Consider the following 22506-nt stretch of genomic DNA (forward strand, 5'->3'; position numbering starts at 1 on the left):
CGTAACTTGACTGCGTCGCGGCGTCCCGGAACCGGGGCGACCTGGATGTTCGGGTCGGGTTGTTTACAGAGACGTATTTAAGTTTTACGATGCCGTAACGCTAGCGAACGCACATAATCGCGCACAAGCGCACGCAGGAGGACTTCGTGCAACGTCGTACGCTCCTGGCCGCAGCGGCAGTCGCCCCCTTTGCCGGCGCCACTGCAGCCCAAGCCGCCGCCGCTCCCGGATACGTCACGAACCGCGCCCCGCTGCAGCCCGACGCCTTCCTGCGACTGCCGCCCGGCGCCACGCGGGCCGCCGGATGGCTCGCGACGCAGCTGAACTACCAGCTCAACGGCATCAACGGGCGGATGACCGAGATCTCGCACTTCCTGCAGTACGACAACACCGGCTGGATTCATCCCAACCTCGGCGGGTGGGAGGAACTGCCGTACTGGCTGAAGGGTTTTTCCAGTCTCGGTTTTGTCACCGGTGATTCCCGGGTGCAGACCGAGACGACGAGATGGGTCAACGGGGTGCTGGCGACGCAGGCGAGCGACGGCTTCTTCGGGCCGTCGTCGCTGCGCACGAGCCTGGGCGGCGGGCCCGACTTCTGGCCGCACATGCCGATGCTGCACGCACTGCGCTCGTACGCCGAATACACCGGCGACAGTCGCATCGTGCCGTTCTTCACGCGGTTCTTCCGGTTCGTCAACGCGCAGGGCACGGGCGCGTTCAACCAGAGCTGGGGGAGTCTGCGCTGGGCCGACACCCTGGAAGTGGTGTTCTGGACGTTCAACCGCACCGGCGACACGTTCCTGCTCGACCTGGCCCGCAAGATCCACGCGAACTCGGCCAACTATGTGAACAACCTGCCGTCGCTGCACAACGTCAACCTCGCGCAGGGGTTCCGCGAGCCGGCCGTCTACTCGGTGCTCAGCGGCGACGCCACGCACCGGCAGGCCAGCTACAACGACTACAACCAGATCATGAGCACGTACGGGCAATTCTCCGGCGGCGGATTCGCCGGCGACGAGAACGCCCGGCCGGGCTTCGGTGACCCGCGCCAGGGCTTCGAGACGTGCGGCATCGTCGAGTTCATGGCCAGCCACGAGATGCTGACCCGGATCACCGGCGACGCCGTCTGGGGTGACCGCACCGAGGATCTCGCGTTCAACTCGCTGCCCGCCTCGCTCGACCCTCAGCAGCGCGGCATCCACTACATCACCAGCGCCAACAGTGTCGCCCTGCTCGATCAGCCGGGGCGCTCGGGGCAGTTCCAGAACGGGTTCGCGATGCAGGCGTACATGCTGGGCATCGACAACTATCGGTGCTGCCCGCACAACTACGGGATGGGCTGGCCGTACTACGTCGAGGAGATGTGGGTGGCCACCCCGGACGGCGGGCTGGCGGCGACCCTGCACGGGCCGGCGACCGTGACCGCCAAGGTCGGCGACGGCACGACCGTGACGGTCAAGGCGGACACCGCGTACCCGTTCGGGGACACGATCACCTACACCGTGACCACGCCCAAGGCACTGGCGTTCCCGATCTACCTGCGCGTGCCGGGGTGGTGCGCCGGGCCGGCGCTCACCGTGAACGGATCGGCGGTGGCGGTCGCGGCCGGACCGACGTACGCGAAAATCTCCCGGACGTGGAACACGGGCGACAAGATCGTGCTGCGGCTGCCCATGCAGGCGAAAACACGGACGTGGGCGACCAACCACAAATCGGTCTCGGTCGGATTCGGCGCGCTCACGTTCTCCCTGGCCATCACCGAGAACTGGTCGGCCACCGGCGGCACCACGACCTGGCCGACCCGCGAGGTGCGGCCCGGCTCGGCCTGGAACTACGGACTCGACGGGGCCACCCAGTTCGCGGTCACCACCGGGCTCGGCAACGTCAACGACCCGTTCACCCCGGCTACCGCGCCGATCCGGATCACCACCCCGGCCCGCAAGATCCCCGGCTGGACCGCGGACGCCGACTCGATCGTCACCCCGCTGCAGGACAGCCCGACCCCGTCGGCCGAACCGGTCGAACAGGTCGCGCTGATCCCGATGGGCGCGGCCCGGCTGCGGATCACCTCGTTCCCGACGATCGGCGCCGGCACCCCCTGGCAGACCCTCGGCGTCGCGTTCCGGATCCAGAACCAGAACAGCGGCAAGGTCCTCGGCGTCGACGGCATGTCGACCGCCAACAGCGCCCGCGTCGTCCAGTTCGGCGACACCGGCACCGCCGACCACCTGTGGCGATTCGTCGACAACGGCGACGGCTGGCTGAAGATCCAGAACGTCAACAGCGGCAAACTGCTCGGCGTCGACGTGATGTCCACGGCCGACTCCGCGCAGGTCGTGCAGTACGAGGACAACGGGACCGCCGACCACCTGTGGCAGGTCGTCGACAACGGCACCGGCTACGTGCGGATCAAGAACAAGAACTCCGGCAAGGTCCTGGCCGTGGCCGGGATGTCCACGGCCGACTCGGCCGATGTCGTGCAGTTCACCGACAACGGCACCGCCGACCACAACTGGCGGCTGATCCCCGACGGCAACGTGAAACTGCAGGCCACCCACTCCGGGCAGGTCCTGGCGATCAACAACATGTCGACCACCAACGGCGCCCAGCTGCAGCAGTACCCGCCGGTCGGCTCGGCCGACCACATCTGGACGTTCCAGGACGTCGGCGGCGGATACTTCCGGATCACCAGCGTCATGGACGGCAAATGCGTCGACATCTCCGGGCAGTCCACGGCGGACGGCGCCAAGGCCGTCCAATGGGACTACGCGGGCGGCACCAACCAGCAGTGGCGCCTGCTGTGGTCCGCCCCCAACGTCTTCGCGATCGTCGCCCGCCACAGCGGCAAGGTCCTCGAAGTCCAGGGTCAGTCCACCGCCAACAGCGCCGACGTCGGCCAATGGCCCGACCTCGGCCTGGCCAACCAGCGCTGGCGCGTCATCCCCGCCTAAGACCGAAACCGATTTTCCCGTACGGGTGGTGGAGCGCGCCGACCACACTCCACCGCCCGGCTGGAAAACCGGCGAAACCGCCCGCGACCAGGCACGGACGGTGAGAACGTCAGGCCGATATCGGCGGGCTCATCGGTTGCGGGCGGCTCTCTTGGCACCTTTCGTGAAGTCTTCATCGTCGGCCCTGGAACCCTCCGGGCCGGCCGTCGGGCGGCCCACGGTCGACGCGCGCGGCGCGCTGCGGCGCACCCTCACCTTCGTCGCGGCGCTGCTCACCCTCCTGGTGTTCGCGCGATCGGGCCAGGGCGCGCTGACCGTCTGGGTGGTCTTCGCGGTCTTCGTCGCCGCGGCGACCGTCTGGCTGCGCGGGCAGTACGCGGACAGCCTCGACGGAAAGCAGTGGGTCATCCCGTTCTGGGTCGGGTCCGCGATGGCCGGGGTGGCGGTTCCCGTCCTGGCGGTCTCCCTCGTGGCGGTCCACCGCGGTTGGCACCCGAGAGGGGTGGACTTCGGGCTGCTCGGCATCGGCGCGGTGATCCTGATCTACCTGGTGATCGGGTCGGCGATCACCCAGATCCGGCAGACCTGCTCGATCCGCGTGCGCGGCCGGATCCTGTCCCTGCGCCCCTGGGGGCTGCTGCTGACCGTGGCCGGACTGGTGCTCGGCGTCGGCGGCGGCGCGGTGCTCGGCTGGGGCAACTGGATCACCGGCGTGGTGCTGCTCATCCTCGGGGTGGCGGTGCTGGTTCCGGCCGGCATGGCGCTCGGATCGGAGCAGGCCATCCGGTGGATCTGCCGCCGGCGCGAGGCGACGCCCTGGCTGTGGGGGCTGGGCGCAGGTGGTGCGGTGCTGTTCACCGGGATGACCACGGCGGCGGTGGCGGTGTCGAAATCCGATTGGCTGACCCCGGTCATGGTGGTGTTCGGCCTGTTCGTGGTCGCGATGGTGTCGACCACCCACGCCGACGTCGTCGCCGTGATGGCCGGGATCGCGCTGATGGGCATCACGCCCCCGCAGGTGCCCGAGAACCTCATGCCGCACCCGACCGACAAGAACACGAAGGTGCTGGTCGCGCTCGGCGACTCCTACATGTCCGGGGAGGGCGCGTCGATCTTCTACGGCGGCGGCGACCGGCGCGACAAACGGTGGTGCAACCGGGCCCCGACCGCCTGGGCGGTGCTGATCGCGCAGGACGACCATCGGTTCGACGGGCTGAAGTTCCTGGCCTGCGCCGGTGCCCGGGAACAGCAGGTGAGGGAACAGGTCGACGACTATGTGGCCGACGCCGCGCGGGACCACTACGCCAAGCCGGCCATGGTCGTGCTGAGCCTGGGCGGCAACGACGCCGGGTTCGCGAAGATCGCCGAGACCTGCCTGGCCCCCTACGACTGCGACGAGATCAAGAAGAACTGGCTGGGCATGGTCGACCAGATGCCGAAAGTGCTCGACGCGGTGTACCAGAAGGTGGACGACGCGTTCCGTGGCGTGCCCGTCGTGGTCGTGCCGTATCCGCTGCCCATCAAACCTGACGTCGACGGATGCCCCCAGATGGCCTTCTCCCGGAGCGAGCGGGGATTTGTCGAGGAGTTCACCACCAAACTCAACCGGGCGATCATCGACACCGCGGGCCGGCACGGCTTCTACTACGTCGCGCAGATGCAGGAAGCCCTGGCCAAGGAACATCTGCAACTGTGCGACCCGACCAACGGCCGGGCTCCCGGGATCAACTTCATCGGACTGCGTTCCGTGCACGGGCACGCCGGTGAACGGTTCAACCCGTCCAACTGGACGCACATCAGCCTGCACCCGAACGAGAGCGGCCACATCGCGATGCGACGGGTCTTCCGGGAGTGGCTCGACGCGAACTACGCGAGAACGCAGGCCAGCCCCCGCAACTTCCAGGCCTCGTCCTGGAAGGCGACCGGCCCGGCACCGTGCGGCATCGAGGAATGCAAGTCGCTGGCCCGGGCCTGGGAGGCCCACCAGGTCGGCAAGCGGCTGATCAAGCAGTGGCTGTGGCTGTTCCTGGCCGGGACGGCGGCCGGGGCGTGGATGGTGGCGGTCGCGTTCTTCGCCTACCGGCGGCGGGCGCACGCGCCTCGCGGCTGAACCCACCGATCGGCGGACATCAGGAGAGTGACCGAGGGACGCCGGACCTCGAACCCGACGACCGGACCATCATCCGCAGCACGCTGCCGCGCCACGGCAAGATCTCGTCTCTGCTGCGCTGGAACGACGAGGACCCGCCGGACGCGGGTGAGAAGTACCGGAACGACGTGATCTTCGAGCGCTGGCAGCACAACCGGAACCCGTTCATCGACCACCCGGAATGGGTCGACGACATCTACGGCTGATCGTGCGGTAGCGCCTCCAGCGCGGCCCGCAACTGCGCCCGCCCGGTGATGCCCAGCTTGGGGAAGATCCGGTACAGGTGGGAGCTGACCGTCCGGTGGGACATGAACAGGCGCTGGCCGATCTCGCGGTTGGTCAGGCCGGCCGCGGCCAGCATCGCGGTCTGCAGTTCCTGGGCGGTCAGCTGTTCGCCCGACGGTGTCGTGCGGCCGGCACTCTCCTCGCCGGCCGCACGTAGTTCCTCCCGGGCCAGCCGGCCCCAGGCGGTCGCGCCGAGGGCGTCGAAGCCGTCGCGGGCGGCCCGCAGCGGGACGCGTGATTCCAGGATGCGACGGTTGCGGCGCAGCCAGGAGCCGTGGGCGAGCTGCAGCCGGGCCCGGTGGACGGGCCAGGCGGCAAGATCGACGGCGAGGGCGCGGCGGTACGCGGCGGGTGCGTCCGGCTCCGGGCTGAGAACGGCTTGCGCGTACGTCAGTGACCGCTTCAGCATCGGTGACGGCAACCGTGACTCCCGCTCGACGGCCCGGGCCAGGATGTCGTGGATCTCGTCGCGCCGGCTCGCCCGTACGGCGGCATCGGCCAGGTCTGGCAAAGCCCAGCCGGACATGTCCGGATGATAGGTCTCGTCCTGCGGGTCGAAGACCCGCAGCAGCAGGTCGAGCGCCTCGTCGTGGCGGCCGGCGGCGTTGGCGGCGACCCCGCGGGCGTGCTGGGCGGCGTTGGCGACGAACCGGACGCCGACCACGAGCGGGCTGGCCAGCACCGAGTCGGCCAGCCGGAACGCGGTCTCGGCGTTGCCGTACATGGCTTCCTGCAGTGCCTGGGCCGAGCGGGCGGCGACGATCCAGAAGTGGTCGCCGATCTCCTCGGCCAGCGATTCGGCCTCTTCCAGGTCGGCCCGGACGGCCGGCCACCGGCCCAGCCAGAGGCGGATGAATCCGGTCGAGGACAGGTTGCGGGCGAGCAGCGCGGCCCGGCCCTGGCTGCGGTAGCCGGCCGAGGCGGTGCCCATGAACGACGACGCGGTGACGAAGTCGCCGAGGATCAGCGCGGCCCCGCCGAGGAACCGCATGCCGTCGACGTCGGTGCGGTCCGGGACCAGCGCCGGGAGTTGACGCAGCACCGTGGGCCCGTGCACGTCCGGCTGGGCGTAGGCGGCGACCGCGAGCGCGGCCGGGTCGTCGGCGCCGAGCCCGAGCTTGCCGAGCACCGCGGTGACCCGGGTACCGGCCTCGGTCGGCAGGCCGGCCCACCAGCAGCGGGACGCGGCCCGCCAGCACAGCGCGGTGGCCAGGTCGGTGTGCCCGCCGGCCAGGGCTTCCAGGGCCAGGTCGCAGAGCAGGTCGAGGCGGCCGGTGTCGCGGAAGTCGCCCGGTTCGACGATGTCGCGGACCAGGGCGAGGCGGGCCCGGTCGGCGGCGTCCCCCTGGGCCGGGTCGGCCTTGGCCACCAGCTCGGTGGCGATCTGCCGGTCGAGCAGCTGGGAGGCGAGTTCGGCCGCGCGCAACAGCAGCGACGAGCGGCGGGCCGGGTCGGCGGTCAGTTCTGAGGCGCGGTCCAGGTCGGTGACGGCGACACCGAGCGCACCCCGGTCCAGGGCCCGGGTGGCGGCCTCTTCCAGTTCGGTGCTGACCTGCTCGTCGGTGCCGAGGGTGGCCGCGCTGCGGTGCCAGGCCCGCCGGTCCGGGTCGCCGGCCAGGGCGTCGGCCAGCGCGGAGTGGACGGTGAGCCGGGCCATGTCGCCAGCTGCCCGGTAGACCGCGGACCGCACGAGCGGGTGCCGGAAGCCGAGCCGGCGGTCCTGGATCTGCAGCAGCCCGGCGTCGATGGCCGGCTGGATGGCGGTCGCCGCGATCGGGGTCCCGGTCAGGGCCTGCGCGGCGGCCAGCAGCGTCGGCAGGGGGCAGCCGGTGTCGGCCGAGAACGCCGCGACCACGGCCCGGGTCGCTTCGGGCAGCTGCGCGAACCGGTCGGCGAACGCGGTTTCGAGGCGCTCGTTGAGCGGCAGCAGTTCGGGTAGGCTCGCGCCCGGGGTGAGCACGCGCGGCAGCTCGACCAGGGCCAGGGGGTTGCCGGCGGCCTCGGTCAGCACCCGGTCGCGCAGGCCGGGGGAGAGCTCGGGGGCGTGGTCGGTGAGGACCCGGCGGGCCGCGGTCTCGTCCAGTTCGGCCAGTCGCAGCTGGTTGAGGCCGGTGCCGGAAAGCACGCCGGTGTACTGCGCGCGGACCGCCATCACGGCCGCGATCGGTTCGACGGTCAGCCGCCGGGTCACGAAGACCAGCACGTCGAGGGTTTCCGGGTCGAGCCAGTGAGCGTCCTCGGCGACGATCAGCAGCGGGGTTCGGGCGGCCCGGTCGCCGAGCAGTTCCAGCACGGCCAGGCCGACGGTGAACAGGTCGGGCCAGGCGTCCTCCTGCCCGAACGCGCCGCGCAGGGCCCGCTGCAGCCGGGGCGTCAGCGCCCGCACGTTGCCGAGCAGGGGGCCGAGGAGCTGGTGCAGGCCGGCGAACGGCAGCGCCTTCTCGGCCTCGGCGCCGTTGGCGGTCAGCACCACCATCCCGGACTCGGCGGCGATCCGGCGGGCGGCGGTGAGCAGCATCGTCTTGCCGATGCCGGCGTGGCCGCGGACCACCACGGCGGCGCCGTGCCCGGCCCGGGTGCGGACCAGCAGCCGTGCGACGGTGGCCAGCTCGGCGTCGCGGCCGTGCATCAGCCGCTGTGGGGCGTCCAGCTCGATCACACTCTCACCCTAGGTAACGTGGGAGCGTTCTCGGTGTCCGTGATCTCGTAGTCGTCACTGTGGACCTCGTAGTCGTCGCACCGCGTCACGTAGTCTGCTGCCGTGCTGCTGGGACGTGACACCGAACAGGCCGCCCTCGATACCGTGCTCGCGCAGGTCCGGGCCGGGATGAGCCAGGTCGTGGTGCTGCGCGGGGAGGCCGGGATCGGCAAGACCGCGCTGCTCGACGCGATCGCCGCCGCCGGGGCCGATCTGCGCGTGCTGCGGGTGGCCGGGGTGGAGGCCGAGGCCGAGTTCCCGTTCGCCGCGCTGCATCGGCTGCTCATCGCGTACGTCCAAGATCTTGAAGGTCTTCCGGTCACGCAGCGCGAAGCGCTGTCGGTGGCCTTCGGCCTGGCCGACGGCCCGGCCCCGGACCGCTTCCTGGTCAGTCTGGCCGTGTTGTCGCTGCTGGCCGGGGTGGCCGCGCGCGGACCGGTGCTGTGCTGCGTGGACGACACGCAGTGGCTGGACCGGGAGTCGCTCAACGTGCTCGGTTTCGTGGCCCGCCGGGTGCACGCCGAGGGCATCGGATTGTTCCTCACCGTGCGCACCGGCACCGAGGACGTGGCCGTCCTGGAGGGACTGCCCGTGCTCACCGTCGAGGGCCTGGCCCAGGCCGACGCGCTGGAACTGCTGCGGTCGGTGGTGCACGGCGTGCTCGACCCGGCCGTGGCCGCCCGCATCGTGACCGCGACCCGCGGCAACCCGCTGGCCATCACCGACCTGTCGGCCTCGCTGACCGGCAACCAGCTGGCCGGGGCGCTGCTGCTGCCCGAGCCGCTGCCGGTCGGCACCCGCCTGGAGGCGCACTACCTGGAGCAGGTGCGCCGGTTCGCGCAGGCGACCCAGCGCTGGCTGCTCGTCGCGGCCACCGAACCGCAGGGCGATCTGGGGTATGTCACGGCGGCCGCGGCGGAGCTGGGTGTCCGCCCGGAGGCGGCCGACGAGGCCGAACGGGCCCGCCTGGTCACCCTGGACACCGCGATCCGGTTCCGGCATCCGCTGGTGCGGTCGGCCGTCTACGGCGGCGCGACCAGTTCCGAGCGGCGGCGCGCCCACCAGGCGCTGGCCGGCGCGACCTCGCGGGCCGTCGACGCCGACCGGCGGGCCTGGCATCGGGCCTCGGCGGCGCTGCAACCGGACGAGACGGTCGCCGCCGACCTGGTCCTGGCGGCCGGCCGGGCCGCCAGCCGCGGTGGGTACGCGGCCCGGGCCACGTTCCTGACCCGGGCAGCCGAACTCACCCCGGACGAGCGGGCCCGCGCCGGCCGGCTGCTCGAAGCGGCTGACGCCGCGTTCACCTCGGGCGCGCCCACCCAGGCGCACGCGCTGCTCGACGCGACCGACCCGCAGCTGCTGGACGCCACCGAGCAGGGCAACCGGCTGATGCTGCGGGCCCGCACGATCGTGGCGCTCGGCGCCGAACGGGCGATGGCCCAGGTACCGGCGGTCTGCGTGGCCGCCTACGAGGCGTTCCGCGACGTCGACCCGGTCCGGGCCCGGGGTGCGCTGCTGCGCGCCTACGACGGCATCGTCACCTCCGAGTATCTGACCGAGGGCATCAACCTGCGGCAGCTCGCCGAGACCGCGGCCGCCCGGCCGGGACCCCGCGACACCCCGGGTGACCTGCTGCTCGACGCCATGGGCACGACCACCCGGGACGGGATCACCGCCGGGGCGCCGCTGCTGCTGGCGGCGACGGCCGCGTTCGCCACCGGGGAGCTGTCCGACGAGGAACTGCTCAACCACTTCGTCACCGGGGTCACCGCGGCCTCCCGGGTCTGGGCCGACCGGGACCGGGAGGCCATCCTGCACCGGGCCACCCAGGTCGCCCGCCGGACCGGCGCCCTGCACGTGCTGGAGGTCGCGCTCTTCTCCGACGCCCTGCACCAGACCCTGATGGGCCGCCTCGACACCGCCGACGAGCTGCTGCTGGAGGTGCACTCGCTGCGCAGCGCGGCCGGCAGCACGGCGCACATGTGGGAGGTCTACCGCAGCCCGGAGCAGGTCGCCTGGCGGGCGCCGGACGACGCCCGGGAACGCATCGAGCAGGCCCGGCAGGCCGGCTATTGGCTGGGCATGGGGGCCAGCGTGTGCCTGACCGGCCTCGGCCTGATCGTGCTGGAACTCGGGCTGGGCAACTTCGCCGCGGCGGTCACGGCGGCGCGGGAGATCCTGGACGGCGACTACGCGTCGTCGTACTCGCGGGTGCTGCCCGACCTGGTCGAGGCCGCCTTCTACGCCGAGGACCCGGAGACCGCCGCGTGGGCCCTGGAACTGCTCACCGAGCGGGCCACGGCCAGCGGCACACCGTGGGCGCTGGGGCTGCTCGCCCGTTCCCGGGCGGTGCTGGCCGGCCCGGGAGAGGCCGAGAAGCTGTTCGCCTCGGCGATCGAGCAGCTCGGCGCAACCGCCTCGGTCAGCGACCTGGCCCGGGCCCACCTGCTGCACGGCGAATGGTTGCGCCGGCAGCGCCGCCGCAAGGACGCAAGAGATTCCTTGCGTACGGCCTTGACCATGTTCGAGGACATGGGCGCGCCGGCCTTCGCCGACCGGGCCCGGCAGGAACTGCACGGCACCGGCGAGACCGCCCGGCGGCGCGAGGCCGGCACCGCCGGTGAGCTGACCACCCAGGAAGCGGCGATCGCGGCGCTGGCCCGGGACGGCCTGACCAACCCGGAGATCGCCGAGCGCCTGTTCGTCAGCGCCAGCACCGTCGACTACCACCTGCGCAAGGTCTTCCGCAAGCTCGGGGTCGAGTCGCGCCGGCAGCTGGGCCGCGTCCTGTAGGTGCGGTCACGCGGCCGTCTCCGGCCGGAAACATCTGTCAATCGGTTGTCGTGAGTACGTCCACCGTGGGCGGGTTGCCTGTGGCCCATGCGGGGGCCGCTGACGTACCTGGCGACATCGGCCGTCGCCGTGCTGCTGGGCCTGCTGACCGGGCCGCACGGCTCCGCGCTGGTCGCGGTGTTCGGCTGGCTGCTGCTGGCGGCCGGGGTGGAGGTGGCCGCGGGCCGGCCGCCGCGGCTCAACGTGCTGCCGCTCGCCCTGGTCGCCGCCGTCGTGGTGGCCGTGGGCGGCCCGGGCGCGCCGACCGCGCTGCTCGGCGTGGCCGGCGTCGTCTACGGCACGGCCACGATCGTCGCGATCCTGCGGCCGGGGCTACGCCGGGTCCTCCGAGCCGTGCGGGTCGGCCGTGGTGTACGGCAGGGCGGCCAGGGTGAGCACGTGCTGGGCGACGCTGCCGGCCGGCGCGTAGAGACGCAGGCCCGGTGACCGGTACAGGACGGCGACGGCGGCGCTGGCCAGGTGGGTCACGCCGGTCAGGTCGACGATCAGCTCCTGGGTGCCGCCCAGGGTGAGCCGGCCCAGCTCGGCCGAGAGCCGCTCGGTGTTGATCGCGTCGAGCGGCCCGTGGATGGCCAGGCGGCTGCTCGGCGCGGCCGGCCGATCCAGGAAGACGGTGGGCTCGGCCGGCGTGACCGGCCGGTACTCGGCGCCGCTGCTGATCTCGTCGGTGGTCAGCAGCGCGGCCGGGGTGGAGAGCCGGCGCCGGATGGTGACCGTCGTGCCCGGCCCGTCGTGGTCGACGCGCAGCTCGTCGGCGAGCCCGGCCGCCATCGCCAGGCCCAGCCCGTGATCGCGGCGGAAGTCCTGGTCGCCGGGCCGGTCCCGGGGATGCCAGTGGCCGTCGTCGCCGACCGCGACCCGGACGATGCCGCCGGTGTCCAGGTCGGCGGCGACGGTGAGCCGGCCGCCGCCGGTGTCCGGGTGGCTGTGCTCGGCCGCGTTGGTGACCAGCTCGACCACGGCATGTGACAGCGCGGCCAGGTCGGACTCGCCGGCGCCCAGGTCGAGCAGCCAGCGGACCAGCGCGTCGCGGGCCGGGCGGATCGCGGTGGCCCCGGCCGGCGCCGACAACCGCAGCGGCGGCGCCGGGGTGCGCCGGGCCGCGGCCAGCAGCGTGATGTCGTCGCTGTGCCCGGTCTGGCGCACCAGCAGTTCGATGCCGTGCAGGCAGACCCGGCCGGCCGGGGCGAGCTCGGAGTCGTCGAGCCCGCGCCCGGCGACCGCGTCGACCGCCACCCGGGCCAGCTCGACGGTCGCGGTGGCCGGGGTGCGGCCGGGCCGCTCGATGATGCCGTCGCTGTACAGCAGCAGCACCTCGCCCGGGTCGAGCCGGGCCGTGGCCAGGGTGAACGCGGCGCCGGTGCCGAGCGCGCCGACCGTGCCGCCGGCCAGGTAGCGCGACTCGCGCGGCCCGGCGATCAGCGGCGGCGGGTGCCCGGCCGAACAGTAGGTGATCGCCCCGTCGGCCGGGTCGAGCACCACGACGCAGACCGTGGTGGCCCGGGCGCCGGGCACCCGGCGGGCCACCCGGTCGGCGGCGGCGATCGCCACCAGCGGGTCGCCGGTCTCGTCGAGCCGGTCGTGCAGCACCGCGCGGATCTGGCCCATGGCGGCCGAGGCGGCGACCCCGTGCCCGACCACGTCGCCCACGGCCAGCGCAACCCGGCCGTCGGGCAGCGGCACGGCGTCGAACCAGTCGCCGCCGGCCGCGTCACCGGCGTCGGCCAGCAGGTAGCTGCCGGCGATCTGCACGGCCGGCAGCACCGGCAGCCCGTCCGGCAGCAACTGCCGCTGCAGCGTGTTGATCACCTCGCGGGCGTCCTGGTAGAGCCGGACCGCCTCGGCGGTGGCGAGCCGGGCGCGGCGCTGTTCGAGGACGCGTTCGGTGGCGTCGAGACCGAAATAGTTCAGGCCGATGACGGTGCCGTCGGCCGCGAATCGGGGGGACATGGTGAAGTCGACGTACAGCTCGACGAGCTGGCCGGAGCCGGAGTCACGCTCGATGTGGGCGCGCCAGCCCTGCCCGACCTGGGGGACGCCGGTGCGGTAGACGCGGTCGGCCATCTCGTACAGCTGCTGGCCGGCCAGCTCGGGGAAGACCTCGGCCAGCGGGGTGCCGAGGAAGTCGGAGCGGCCCAGGGTCGCGCGGTAGGCGGCGTTCGCGGCGATCACCCGATGATCCGGCCCGGCCAGGCCGCAGAGGATCACCGGGGCGGCGTCGAAGACCTCCCGGACGGCGTCGGCCTCGCCCACGTCCTTGTCGAGACTGCTCATCGTTCCTCTCCGTGTTTCGTCCCTTACATGATGAATTGTAGAGATTGTCAAATGCGGATGCCGCGCCGACGGGGCGGTACGATGCGGTTCTGGTCGCTCCGAGAACCGGGAGTCCGCTGTGGCCGAGGCTGATGTTCAGAATTCGCTGGCCCAGGTGAGCAAGGCGGCCGAGCTGTACGGCGTGACCGACCAGGACGTCGAGCGCTGGCGCGCCGGCATCGAGGAGCGCCCGGCCTGGGCGCAGCGCGCCCACGTCTCCGGCATGCTGGCCCAGCGCCTGGTCATGACCGCCCTGGAGCACCGCGGCGAGTGCGAGCGGGAGGACTGCCGCACCTGCGCCGGCCTGCGCGAGATGCTGGTGATCGCCCTGGCCGGGGTGCGCACGGTGGTCGACGACCGGCTCAACGAGCTCTACCGCCGTCCGGCCCGCTGGCCCTGGCGTCGCCGCAGCTTGTAATAGATAGGTTTCCGGCCTTGCGGGCTCCGTGATCTAGGTATTTACTTTCCTCGCTCTCCGCGATCTCACGCGGATCATCGTCATGCCACAGTCCACAGTGGATCTGCGGCGTCCGTACCTCTCGTCGGGGAAGAGGTGTCACCGCGCGGTGTCCATCGACAAGTTCGGTTACCAGCAGCAGCTCAGACGCGAACTGCGCATTCGCGACCTGATCGCGTACGGCCTGGTCTTCATGGTCGTGATCGCCCCGTTCGGCATCTTCGGCAGCGTCTTCCAGGCCAGCGGCGGCATGATCGCCCTGGCCTACGTGGTCGGCGCCGGTGCGATGATCCTGACGGCGTCCTCGTACGGCGTGATGGTCGAGAAATATCCGGTCGCCGGCTCGGTCTACGGCTACGCCGGCCGCGCGATCCACCCCGCGGTCGGCTTCCTGACCGGCTGGGCCATCCTGCTCGACTACGTGTGCATCCCGCTGCTGCTGTCGCTGGTCGCCGGCGCCGCGATGAACTCGATCGTAACCGGCGTGCCGGTGTGGGCCTGGGTCATCATCTTCATCCTGGTCAACACCGTGACCAACGTGCTCGGCATCAAGACCACCAAGCTGCTCAACTGGGTCTTCCTGGCGGCCGAGCTGGTCATCCTGGTCATTTTCCTGGCGTACGGCCTGAAGGCGCTGGCCGACGGCAAGGGGCAGGGCTTCAGCTTCGACCCGTTCTACAACGGCACCAGCTTCACCTGGTCGCTGATCCTGGGCGGCGTGTCGATCGGCATGCTCTCCTACCTCGGCTTCGACGCGCTGGGGCTGCTCGCCGAGGACGCGGCCGACGGCGCCCGCACGGTCAGCCGGGCCATGTACCTGTCCCTGCTCGTGGTCGGGCTGCTGTTCGTCGCCCAGACCTGGGTGGCCGCGCTGCTCGTGCCCGACCCGGCCGGCCTGATCGCCAACGGCGACGCGGCCGGCACGGCGTTCTACGACGCGGCCGAGGTCGCCGGCGGCCACTGGCTGGGCACCCTGACCGCCCTCGCGACCGCCCTGGCCTGGGGTATCGCCAACAACATGGTCGCCCAGGTCGCCACCAGCCGCCTGCTGATGGCCATGTCCCGCGACGGTCAGCTGCCCAAGTTCCTGTCCCGGGTGTCGCTGACCCGTTCGGTGCCGACCAACGCGATCCTCACCACCGCGGCCGTCTCCCTGGTCATCGGCCTGTGGATGGCTTCGCGCGACGACGGCATCGCGCTGATGGCCGCACTGGTCAACTTCGGCGCGCTCATCGCGTTCGTGGTCCTGCACATCTGCGTCATCTGGGAATGGGCCCGGACCGGTCGGCAGAGCGGGGTGCTGCGTAACGTGGTCATCCCGGTCGTCGGCGCGCTGGTGCTGGTCGCGGTCATCGTGAACGGCAGCTACCTGGCGCAGACGGTCGGCCTGATCTGGCTCGGCGTCGGCGCGGTCGTCCTGATCGTGCTGCTCGCCACCGGCCGCAAGCCGAGCCTGCCCGAGGTGCCCGGCGACGACGACGCGGCCACGACCCCCAAGGCGGTGGAGAATGTCTGACCCGATCCACATCCCGGCCGACCCCGGTCAGTACGGGTACACGTTCGGCGGGCGGGAGGCGATCGCGGCGGTCAAACCGGGCGCACCGATCACCCTGCGCACGCTCGACTGCTTCGGCGGCAAGGTGCGCACCGTCGACGACCTGCCCAGCCAGGTCTGCGAATTCCCGTACCTGAACCCGGTCACCGGCCCGCTGCACGTCGAAGGCGCCGAACCGGGTGACACCCTGGCCGTGCACATCGTGGCGCTGACCCCGGCGTCGGCGTTCGGCATCTCCTCGACGTTTCCGCACTTCGGCGCGCTCACGTCGACCGGCTACACCCGTACGCTGCAGGAACCGCTCGAAGAGCGGGTGTGGCTCTACGACATCGACCTGGCCGCGCAGACCGTGCGCTACCAGGCCCGGCGCAGCGACTTCACCGTCGACCTGCCGCTGGCCCCGATGCTCGGCACCGTCGGCGTCGCGCCGGCCGCCAACGAGGTCCGCCAGACCATCGTCCCGGACGTGCACGGTGGCAACCTGGACACCCCGCTGCTCGGCCCCGGCGCCACCCTCTACCTCGGCGTCAACGTGCCCGGCGCGCTGCTCGCGCTCGGTGACGGGCACGCCCGGCAGGGCGACGGCGAGGTGTGCGGCGTAGCCGTCGAGGTCGCCATGGACGTCACCCTGGTCGTCGACGTGATCAAGGGCGTGCCGACCGGCACCCCGCGGCTGGAGACCGACGACCAGCTCGTCTCGCTCGGCGCCGCGCGGCCCCTGGAGGACGCGTTCCGGATCAGCCAGGACGACCTCGTCCGGCACGTGGCCTCGCTGACCGGGCTCGACCTGCTCGACGCGTACCAGCTGGTCTCCCAGACGACCAGCGCCCGGGCCGGCAACGTCGTCGACCCGCAGTACGTGATGAGCGCCGGCATCGACAAGAAGTACCTCCCCGGCACGGTCGCCTACGGCGGCGTGCACGAACGGCTACGGAACGGCTGATCCTTTGCGACGCCCCGGACTCGATCCGACCCTCGTACGTGAGCAATTCTTTGTTCTTGCTCACGACGAGACCCGGCACATGCGGCCCCGCCTGCACGTGCCCGCCCTGGCCGCCGGCCTGGCCGGCGCGACGGTGATGGATCTGCTCATCACCCAGCGGGTCAGCATCGAGTCCGGGAGCGTCGTGCCGGACTGGCATCAACGCGAACCGACCGGCGACCCGGTCACCGACGACGTCCTCGCCGCGATCATGGAGAAGGCCCCCGGCCCGGCGCTGCCCGCGCTCATCCGCGCCGCGGCCCCCGGACTGTACGAACGCACCACCGCCGCCCTGGTCCACCGAGGCCTGATCGTCGAGGAACCGGCGCGGCGGTGGCGCAAGAAGGAGTACACGATCGCCGACGAAGGCGTGGCCGTCCGGGTCCGCGCCAAGGTCGGCTACCGCATGGACGGCCGCGACGGCCCGTCACCGGACGCCGACTGCCTCTGCGGGCTGGTCTCCGCGCTCGGCCTGCACGGCGCGCTGCTGCGCGGCACCCGGGCCGAGGTCGAACCGCTGCTGCAGCAGGTCATCGAGGAGTTGCCGGAACGCGCCCGCCCGTCCCGGCACCCGGTCGGGCAGGCGCCGGCCGTCGCCGCGGCCGTCCTCGCCGTGGTCCAGGACATGGCGACCTCGGCGATGTAGCTTCAGCGGTGCTCGCCGGCCTTCAACATCTCCAGGGTCTTGGCGACACGGTCGGTGCGGGTCGCCTCGCGCTTGGCCTCGGTGATCCAGCGGGCGAACTCCTTGCGATGCGAATACGCCAACTTCTCGTACGCAGCCCTGGCCTGCGCGTCCCCGGCCAGCGCCGCGTCCAGCTCCGGCGGCGTCTCCACGGTGCGCTCGCCGGCCTCGGCCGCGATCGTCACCTCGTACGCCGAACCGATCTCGACCTTGGCCTTGGCCCGCACCGCCTTGGCCAGGCCGATCATGTTCTCGCCGCCCATCCGGGCCAGGCGCAGCGCCAGCGTCACGTCGTTCACGGTCACCTGCACCGGGAACGCCTTCTTCCCGTCGCCGACCGCGGCGACCTGCTCGTCGGTGAGCAGGAACGCCCCCGCCGGCCCGCGCGACTCCAGCGTCAAAGTCAGATTCAGGATCTCAGCCACGGTGACACGGTAATCAGTCCCGGTCCCGATCGGTCGAAAAAGTCTTGGCCAGGACGGCGGCGAGTCCCACACCGACCACCGCGATGCCGACCTGCACACCCACCACGGCCCAGTCGAAGGTCCGCCCGGTGACCGTGAAGAAATGGCTGCTGTGCAGGTCGTACCGGGACGACACCCACGTACCGGCGACCGCCGCGCCCATGCCGACCAGCACGGTCGCGATCAGCCCGATGTTCTGCCGGCCCGGCAGCACGATCCGGGCCACCACCCCGATGATCGCACCGAAGATGATCGCCGCGATCAGATCCTGAGCATCCACTCGTGTACCTCCCCATCAACATTCCGACCATGCCCATGGTGAGGCCCGCGTCAAACCCGATCATGAACCGATCTCGAAGAGGGTGTGTACACCTATGCGGAGCATCGATTCGGCTTGATCGGCTCGGGTTCGTCGGCCCGGGCTCGCCGACCTGGCTTCATCGACCTGGCTTCATCGACCTGGGGGAGTGGACATGACCGATCAGCTGGACGTCGACCTGGCCCTGCTGGACACCATCGCCGACCGCCTGCGCCGCGCCGGCGCCCTGCTAACCGCCACCGGCAGTCCGGCCACACCGGACGCGGACGAGGCCACTGCGATGGTCGCCGAACTGCTCACCCGCGTCTCCACCAACGTCACCAACCTCGCCGGCGGTCTGCGTTCCGCCTCCGGCCGGGTCGCCGTCGCGAGTCACACTTCCGAGCACGCCCTGCCGATCCGCCAGTTGCCGTGAGGCCGGCAGTTGCGGGGTTGGCCGGGCGGCCCCGATTCGGGTTCGGGGCCACCCGGCCGGGATCAGTAGACGTAGGGCCAGGCCGACGAGTCCCACCCGATCAGGTTGATGCCGAGCTTCGCCGCCCCGGACGACGTGTAGTAGTGGTAGACCAGCACATCGGCGTCGCTGTCGGTGAACACCGCCGGATGCCCGGGCCCGTAGATGCTCCCGTGCGTGGCCAGGATCTCCGTCCCGCCCCCGGCCGTGGTCAGCGTCCCGGCCCGGTCCTTGTAGGGCCCGGTGATCGACGTCGACCGGGCCACCATCACCCGGTACGTGCTGGACGCCCCCTGGCAGCAGAAGTCGAACGACATGAACAGGTAGTAGTAGCCGCCGTGGGAGAACACGAACGGCGCCTCGACCGATTTACTGTTCACGAACCGTTCGGCGATGTTGTACATCGTGCTGTCGGCCCGCTTACCGGTCGACGGATTGATCTTCACCATTTTCAGTCCGGACCAGAATGATCCGAAGGTGAGCCACCATTCGCCGGACGCGGTGACGGTCAGGTTCGGGTCGATCGCATTCCAGTTGCTGCTGGTCGTCGATTCGATCACCAGTCCGGAGTTGGTCCAGCTCCCGGCCGCGCCGGTGGTCGACTGGGCCAGGAAGATCGCGGATTTGCTGGAGCCGAACGTCGAGGCCGCGTAATACATCAAGTACTTGCCACCACGGTACGAGATGTCCGGCGCCCACAGGTTGGCGCTGCCGCCGGTGTACGCGTTCGCCCAGGACGTGCCGCTGGGGAATGCTTTCCCGGCGTCGGCGAACGCCGTCCGGTCCGACGAGGTCTTCAGCGTGATGCCGTCGCCGGTGGTGGCCAGGAGATAGCCGCCACCGGGCTTCTTGACGATGGACGGGTCGTGCGCGCCGGTCGAGCCGGTGACGACGCCCGGGTTGGGGTAGGTGGCGGCTTCGGCGGCCCGCAGGCCGACCGCGCCGGCGGTCACGGCGAGCAGGCCGGTGACGCCGGCCAGGAGCAGTTTGCGGAAGCGAGACGACATGGGGGATTCGCCTTCCGGGAGGGTGCGGTCGCCCGATCGGGGAACCGGGCGACCGCCGGGGGATAGTCATCGACGTCGATTCGATTACCGTCATGTTAACGATCACATCAGTCAAGTCAACCCACTCTTTGCAACGCTGCAAAAACATTTCCCGTACGCCCTGCTCCGCGCGTTGATCCACACCACGATCACCCGGGATCGCGCCGTGCTCGACCGGGAGGAAGTCGTCACGGCGCCCCGTCGACACCTTCCCGGCCCGCCACCAGCACGAATTCACCGCTGCGGGTCTGCCACTGGCCGAGCGGCCCGTACCCGGCCGACGCCCGCATGGCGATCAACTCGTCGGCCGACCGATGCTGATAGCGCCACAGCTGGACGGTCCGCCCGGCCGGCAGCGGGACCCGATTCGCGACCAGCACCGGACCGGTCAGGTGAATCCGGAGGAACCGTTCCCGCGTCACCGCGTCGAAGCCGATCTCCGGCTCATAGCGGTCGCGCGGAACGCCGAGCCGATCGAGCAGCCGGCGTGACTTGTCCGGGATGTCCTCGCCGTTCCCGCCGACGCTGAACCGCCCGACCGGGCGATCGGCGGCATCGGTGCGGCCCGTGTAGACGATGACCTCCGCGGCCGGGCGAAGGTGCCGCAGAACCGCGGCCGGGTCGGCGAAGTTCAGCAGTGTGCCACCGAGCAGGAGCACCATCGTGGCGGTTCCGCGCAGGTCGTCGAGGGGGCTGCCGGTGAAGTCCCGGCAGTGGAATTCGAGCCGCGGGTCCGGTCCGAGCCGGGCGCGCAGATGCGACCGGGCGATCTCGATCATGTCGGGGCTGACGTCCACCCCGACGTACCGCTCCAGGCGCCCCGCATCCAGCAGCCGCTGCAGCAGGCCGAGGATCGGGCTGCCGTTGCCCGGCCCGAGGTCGACGACCCGGATCGGCCCGGGCAGCGCGGCGACCAGGTCCTCGTGGGCGTCCCGAAGCAGTTCGTGCGTGGCGTGCAGGGCGTTGGGCTCCGGGTCATGCTGCTGCCAGGTCGCGAGCCGGTCCCAGGCCGCCGCGCCGTCACCGCGGTACGAGAACCGGCTGTCGATCTCACCCGTGGCCGCCAGGTGCGCGGCAAGCTCGTCCAACTCCTCCGGTGTAAATGTCATGTCGAGCATTGTCGATCGCTAGGACGACGATCCGGTGCGGCGGAGCACCCGGAGCAGGTATTCCTTGCGATCGAGGGGATCCGGGCCGGTCCGCTCCCGGGTCGGTGCCGGGCCCTGCGCCGGCGCATGATGATCAAAGACGCTTTCCAGTACGCCCTCGCCGCGCGTCAGCGCGGGCAGCCGTCGCTGCAGCTCGTGGACCCGGGCCGCCGGGATCTCGCCCGAGATCACGGTCGTCGACGTCGCCAGGGGCACCGCCCGCAGCCGCGCGAGCAGCGGCAGCACCGCGGGCACGGTGTCCGGCGGCACCTCGGCCCGGAACGCGTGGATCGGCTCCAGCACGACCGTTCCCGCTCGGCGGACCGCCTCCAGCAGCACCAGCGGCGTCAGGTTACGGAAATCCCCGGCGGTGCTCGACATGCTCTTGTCGAAGATCGCGTGCGAATGCGACTGCCGCGCCGAATACCCCGAGTGCGTCATCACCACCGCGCAATCCGGCACCGGCCAGCCCCGCAACCCCTGGCGCAGGGTCTCGTGCACGGTCTGCTCCACCGCGGTGAAGAACGCCGGCGGCATCGACCCCGGCTCCACCTCCAGACCGAAACTGACCCCCGCCCCGACCGGCCCCGGCGCGACCCGCAGGCCGATCGTGGCCAGGAACGGGTTCGGCTCGACCTTGTTGAACTCGACCGCCTCACCGACCCCGAGCAACCGCTCGACGTGCAGAGTCGTGGTCTCCCGGAACGTCACGGCCAGCCCGTACTGCTCGGCCAGGGTCGACCCGATCACCTCCTTCTGCACCTCGCCGTAGAGCGACACGTACACTTCCTGCCGCTCGTCGTCCTGACGCAGATTGATCAGCGGATCCTGCTCGGCCAGCTCGGACAGGGCGGCGTGCAGGGCGCCGCGCTCGGCCGGTCGGGACGCGACGACCGCCGTCTCCAGGCTGGGCGGGGCAAAGGATGATTCGTTCGCGCCTATCTCCCGTACGCCGAAATCGTCCCCGATCCGAGCGGAGCTCAGCCCGCGAATCCGGCCGATCCGCCCCGCCGTGATCGCGCCGCAGGCGCGGGCGGCGCCGTCCGCGAACATGTCGATTCCGGTCACCCGGTCCGCGCCCAGGGTGTCCCGCACCCGCAGGGTTCCGCGGAACATCCGCACGTAGGCCAGCCGTTCCCCGGCCCCGCCGCGCTCCACCTTGAAGACCCTCCCGGCCGGCGGACCGTCCTCCCGGATCGTCGCCGCCGGCAGCAGCCGGGTGATCCCGTCCACGAGATCGTCGATGCCGGCGCCGGTGATCGCCGACCCGAAGTAGACCGGATGCACCTTTCCGCGCACCCGGATCCGCGGCATCGGCCGGCCCTCCACGAACGCGGAAAGCACCTGGTCATCGTGGTCAGCGAGCCGCACCATGTCCACGTCGGCGCCGACCTTCGCGTCGCGGGTGCCGATCCCGTCGACCCGGCTCATCGGGATGATCGCCGGACTGATCCGCCCCGCGATCTCGTCCAGAACCCCGTCGAACCGTGCGCCGCCACGGTCCACCTTGTTCACGAAGATCAGCGTCGGAATGCCCAGCCGGTGCAGCGTCCGGGCGATCACCCGGGTCTGCGCCTGCACGCCCTCGACCGCCGAAACCACCAGAACGGCACCGTCAAGAACGGACAGCGCCCGCTCCACCTCGGCGATGAAATCCGGGTGCCCGGGCGTGTCGATCAGATTGACGGTACGGCCGTGCACGCGGAACGAGACGACCGCGGATTTGATGGTGATCCCGCGTCGCCGTTCCAATTCCAGGGTGTCGGTCTGCGTGGAACCGTCGTCCACGCGCCCGATCTCGTCGATGACACCGGCGGTGAAGAGAAGCCGCTCGGTGAGACTGGTCTTACCGGCGTCGACGTGCGCCAGAATGCCGAGGTTGAGGATGCTCAAGCGTGATGTCCTTAAGGATGGGAACGATTCCTTCCGTGGGTGACATGCACGCAGCTCGCATCGCTCGGTTCGCCTTCCGGTCGGGGCACTGACCTTCCCACCCCATCAGCCGGCCCCGTACCCGGGCAACCGATTAACCCGTCTGCGGCGTCCGCTCCCTGGCCACCAGCCGCTGCTGGTCACGATGCCTGCCGCCGCTCGCGCTCCGCTTCTGGTCGCGGCTTGCTTGCCAGGCACCCTCCGCTGCTGGTCAC

Annotated in this window: 17 protein-coding genes; 10 read left to right on the forward strand and 7 right to left on the reverse strand. The window is 71.2% G+C overall.

What is annotated here, in order from left to right:
• Window positions 1-146: 146 nt before the first annotated feature.
• The 3 genes from ACSHV8_RS12015 (at window position 147) to ACSHV8_RS12025 (ending at window position 5306) form a co-directional block, all read left to right on the forward strand.
• Window positions 147-2951 (forward strand): RICIN domain-containing protein, encoded by a 2805-nt coding sequence (locus ACSHV8_RS12015; protein ID WP_436532346.1) that lies wholly within the window; start codon window positions 147-149, stop codon window positions 2949-2951.
• Between the two features lie 163 nt (window positions 2952-3114).
• Window positions 3115-5061, forward strand: a complete 1947-nt coding sequence (locus ACSHV8_RS12020) for a GDSL-type esterase/lipase family protein (protein WP_436532348.1) — start codon at window positions 3115-3117, stop codon at window positions 5059-5061.
• Window positions 5001-5306 carry an endonuclease gene (locus ACSHV8_RS12025; protein WP_436532352.1) on the forward strand — a complete coding sequence of 102 codons (306 nt, stop codon included), beginning with the start codon at window positions 5001-5003 and terminating at the stop codon, window positions 5304-5306. The genes ACSHV8_RS12020 and ACSHV8_RS12025 overlap by 61 nt, the downstream gene beginning before the upstream one ends.
• Here ACSHV8_RS12025 and ACSHV8_RS12030 read toward each other — a convergent pair.
• Complete coding sequence (locus tag ACSHV8_RS12030; RefSeq protein ID WP_436532354.1) at window positions 5297-8044, reverse strand: ATP-binding protein; 2748 nt, start codon at window positions 8042-8044, stop codon at window positions 5297-5299. The two genes, ACSHV8_RS12025 and ACSHV8_RS12030, sit on opposite strands and share 10 nt — an antisense overlap.
• Window positions 8045-8146: 102 nt before the next feature.
• On the opposite strand from ACSHV8_RS12030, the gene ACSHV8_RS12035 reads away from it, so the two are divergent.
• Window positions 8147-10876 (forward strand): helix-turn-helix transcriptional regulator, encoded by a 2730-nt coding sequence (locus tag ACSHV8_RS12035; protein ID WP_436532355.1) that lies wholly within the window; start codon window positions 8147-8149, stop codon window positions 10874-10876.
• An 87-nt stretch (window positions 10877-10963) separates the two neighbouring features.
• Complete coding sequence (locus tag ACSHV8_RS12040) at window positions 10964-11362, forward strand: hypothetical protein (protein ID WP_436532357.1); 399 nt, start codon at window positions 10964-10966, stop codon at window positions 11360-11362.
• On the opposite strand, the gene ACSHV8_RS12045 is transcribed toward ACSHV8_RS12040, so the two are convergent.
• The gene (locus ACSHV8_RS12045) at window positions 11249-13210 is read right to left on the reverse strand and encodes a SpoIIE family protein phosphatase (protein ID WP_436532358.1); all 1962 of its coding nucleotides are present in this window, start codon (window positions 13208-13210) and stop codon (window positions 11249-11251) included. The two genes, ACSHV8_RS12040 and ACSHV8_RS12045, sit on opposite strands and share 114 nt — an antisense overlap.
• A 118-nt stretch (window positions 13211-13328) precedes the next feature.
• Here ACSHV8_RS12045 and ACSHV8_RS12050 point away from each other — a divergent pair, with 118 nt between their 5' ends.
• From ACSHV8_RS12050 to ACSHV8_RS12065, 4 genes are all read left to right on the forward strand, one after another.
• The gene (locus ACSHV8_RS12050; protein WP_436532360.1) at window positions 13329-13667 is read left to right on the forward strand and encodes a hypothetical protein; all 339 of its coding nucleotides are present in this window, start codon (window positions 13329-13331) and stop codon (window positions 13665-13667) included.
• Window positions 13668-13815: 148 nt separating this feature from the next.
• Window positions 13816-15222: an APC family permease gene (locus tag ACSHV8_RS12055; protein ID WP_436532362.1), complete on the forward strand. Its 1407-nt coding sequence runs from the start codon at window positions 13816-13818 to the stop codon at window positions 15220-15222.
• On the forward strand, window positions 15215-16204 hold the full coding sequence (locus tag ACSHV8_RS12060) for an acetamidase/formamidase family protein (protein ID WP_436532364.1): 990 nt from the start codon (window positions 15215-15217) through the stop codon (window positions 16202-16204). Before ACSHV8_RS12055 ends, ACSHV8_RS12060 begins: the two co-directional genes overlap by 8 nt.
• 4 nt (window positions 16205-16208) lie before the next feature.
• Window positions 16209-16889, forward strand: coding sequence for a GOLPH3/VPS74 family protein (locus ACSHV8_RS12065; protein WP_436532365.1), 681 nt, complete (start codon window positions 16209-16211; stop codon window positions 16887-16889).
• A gap of 2 nt (window positions 16890-16891) precedes the next feature.
• On the opposite strand, the gene ACSHV8_RS12070 is transcribed toward ACSHV8_RS12065, so the two are convergent.
• Together ACSHV8_RS12070 and ACSHV8_RS12075 are read right to left on the reverse strand one after the other, a co-directional pair.
• Window positions 16892-17353, reverse strand: a complete 462-nt coding sequence (locus tag ACSHV8_RS12070) for a YdeI/OmpD-associated family protein (protein ID WP_436532367.1) — start codon at window positions 17351-17353, stop codon at window positions 16892-16894.
• A 13-nt stretch (window positions 17354-17366) separates the two neighbouring features.
• Entirely contained in the window at window positions 17367-17672 is a 306-nt protein-coding gene (locus ACSHV8_RS12075) for a GlsB/YeaQ/YmgE family stress response membrane protein (RefSeq protein WP_436532369.1), read from the reverse strand.
• Window positions 17673-17865: 193 nt separating this feature from the next.
• On the opposite strand from ACSHV8_RS12075, the gene ACSHV8_RS12080 reads away from it, so the two are divergent.
• The gene (locus ACSHV8_RS12080) at window positions 17866-18126 is read left to right on the forward strand and encodes a hypothetical protein (RefSeq protein WP_436532371.1); all 261 of its coding nucleotides are present in this window, start codon (window positions 17866-17868) and stop codon (window positions 18124-18126) included.
• 62 nt (window positions 18127-18188) lie between these two features.
• Here the strand turns inward: ACSHV8_RS12080 and ACSHV8_RS12085 are convergent, their stop codons facing one another.
• The 3 genes from ACSHV8_RS12085 to ACSHV8_RS12095 form a co-directional block, all read right to left on the reverse strand.
• Window positions 18189-19172 carry an arabinan endo-1,5-alpha-L-arabinosidase gene (locus ACSHV8_RS12085; RefSeq protein WP_436532373.1) on the reverse strand — a complete coding sequence of 328 codons (984 nt, stop codon included), beginning with the start codon at window positions 19170-19172 and terminating at the stop codon, window positions 18189-18191.
• A 227-nt stretch (window positions 19173-19399) separates the two neighbouring features.
• Window positions 19400-20320: an L-histidine N(alpha)-methyltransferase gene (locus ACSHV8_RS12090; RefSeq protein ID WP_436532375.1), complete on the reverse strand. Its 921-nt coding sequence runs from the start codon at window positions 20318-20320 to the stop codon at window positions 19400-19402.
• 18 nt (window positions 20321-20338) lie between these two features.
• The gene (locus ACSHV8_RS12095; protein ID WP_436532376.1) at window positions 20339-22252 is read right to left on the reverse strand and encodes a GTP-binding protein; all 1914 of its coding nucleotides are present in this window, start codon (window positions 22250-22252) and stop codon (window positions 20339-20341) included.
• Window positions 22253-22506: the final 254 nt, after the last annotated feature.

The organism is Actinoplanes sp. HUAS TT8 (assembly GCF_051380535.1).
In the GTDB taxonomy this organism is placed as follows: Bacteria; Actinomycetota; Actinomycetes; order Mycobacteriales; family Micromonosporaceae; genus Actinoplanes.

What these genes read in the sequence shown, in the direction of transcription:
- ACSHV8_RS12080 (WP_436532371.1), top strand. Translation starts at nt 17,866, where the DNA reads ATGACCGATCAGCTGGACGTCGACCTGGCCCTGCTGGACACCATCGCC.
- ACSHV8_RS12085 (WP_436532373.1), bottom strand. Translation starts at nt 19,172, where the DNA reads ATGTCGTCTCGCTTCCGCAAACTGCTCCTGGCCGGCGTCACCGGCCTG.
- ACSHV8_RS12060 (WP_436532364.1), top strand. Translation starts at nt 15,215, where the DNA reads ATGTCTGACCCGATCCACATCCCGGCCGACCCCGGTCAGTACGGGTAC.
- ACSHV8_RS12040 (WP_436532357.1), top strand. Translation starts at nt 10,964, where the DNA reads ATGCGGGGGCCGCTGACGTACCTGGCGACATCGGCCGTCGCCGTGCTG.
- ACSHV8_RS12090 (WP_436532375.1), bottom strand. Translation starts at nt 20,320, where the DNA reads ATGACATTTACACCGGAGGAGTTGGACGAGCTTGCCGCGCACCTGGCG.
- ACSHV8_RS12045 (WP_436532358.1), bottom strand. Translation starts at nt 13,210, where the DNA reads ATGAGCAGTCTCGACAAGGACGTGGGCGAGGCCGACGCCGTCCGGGAG.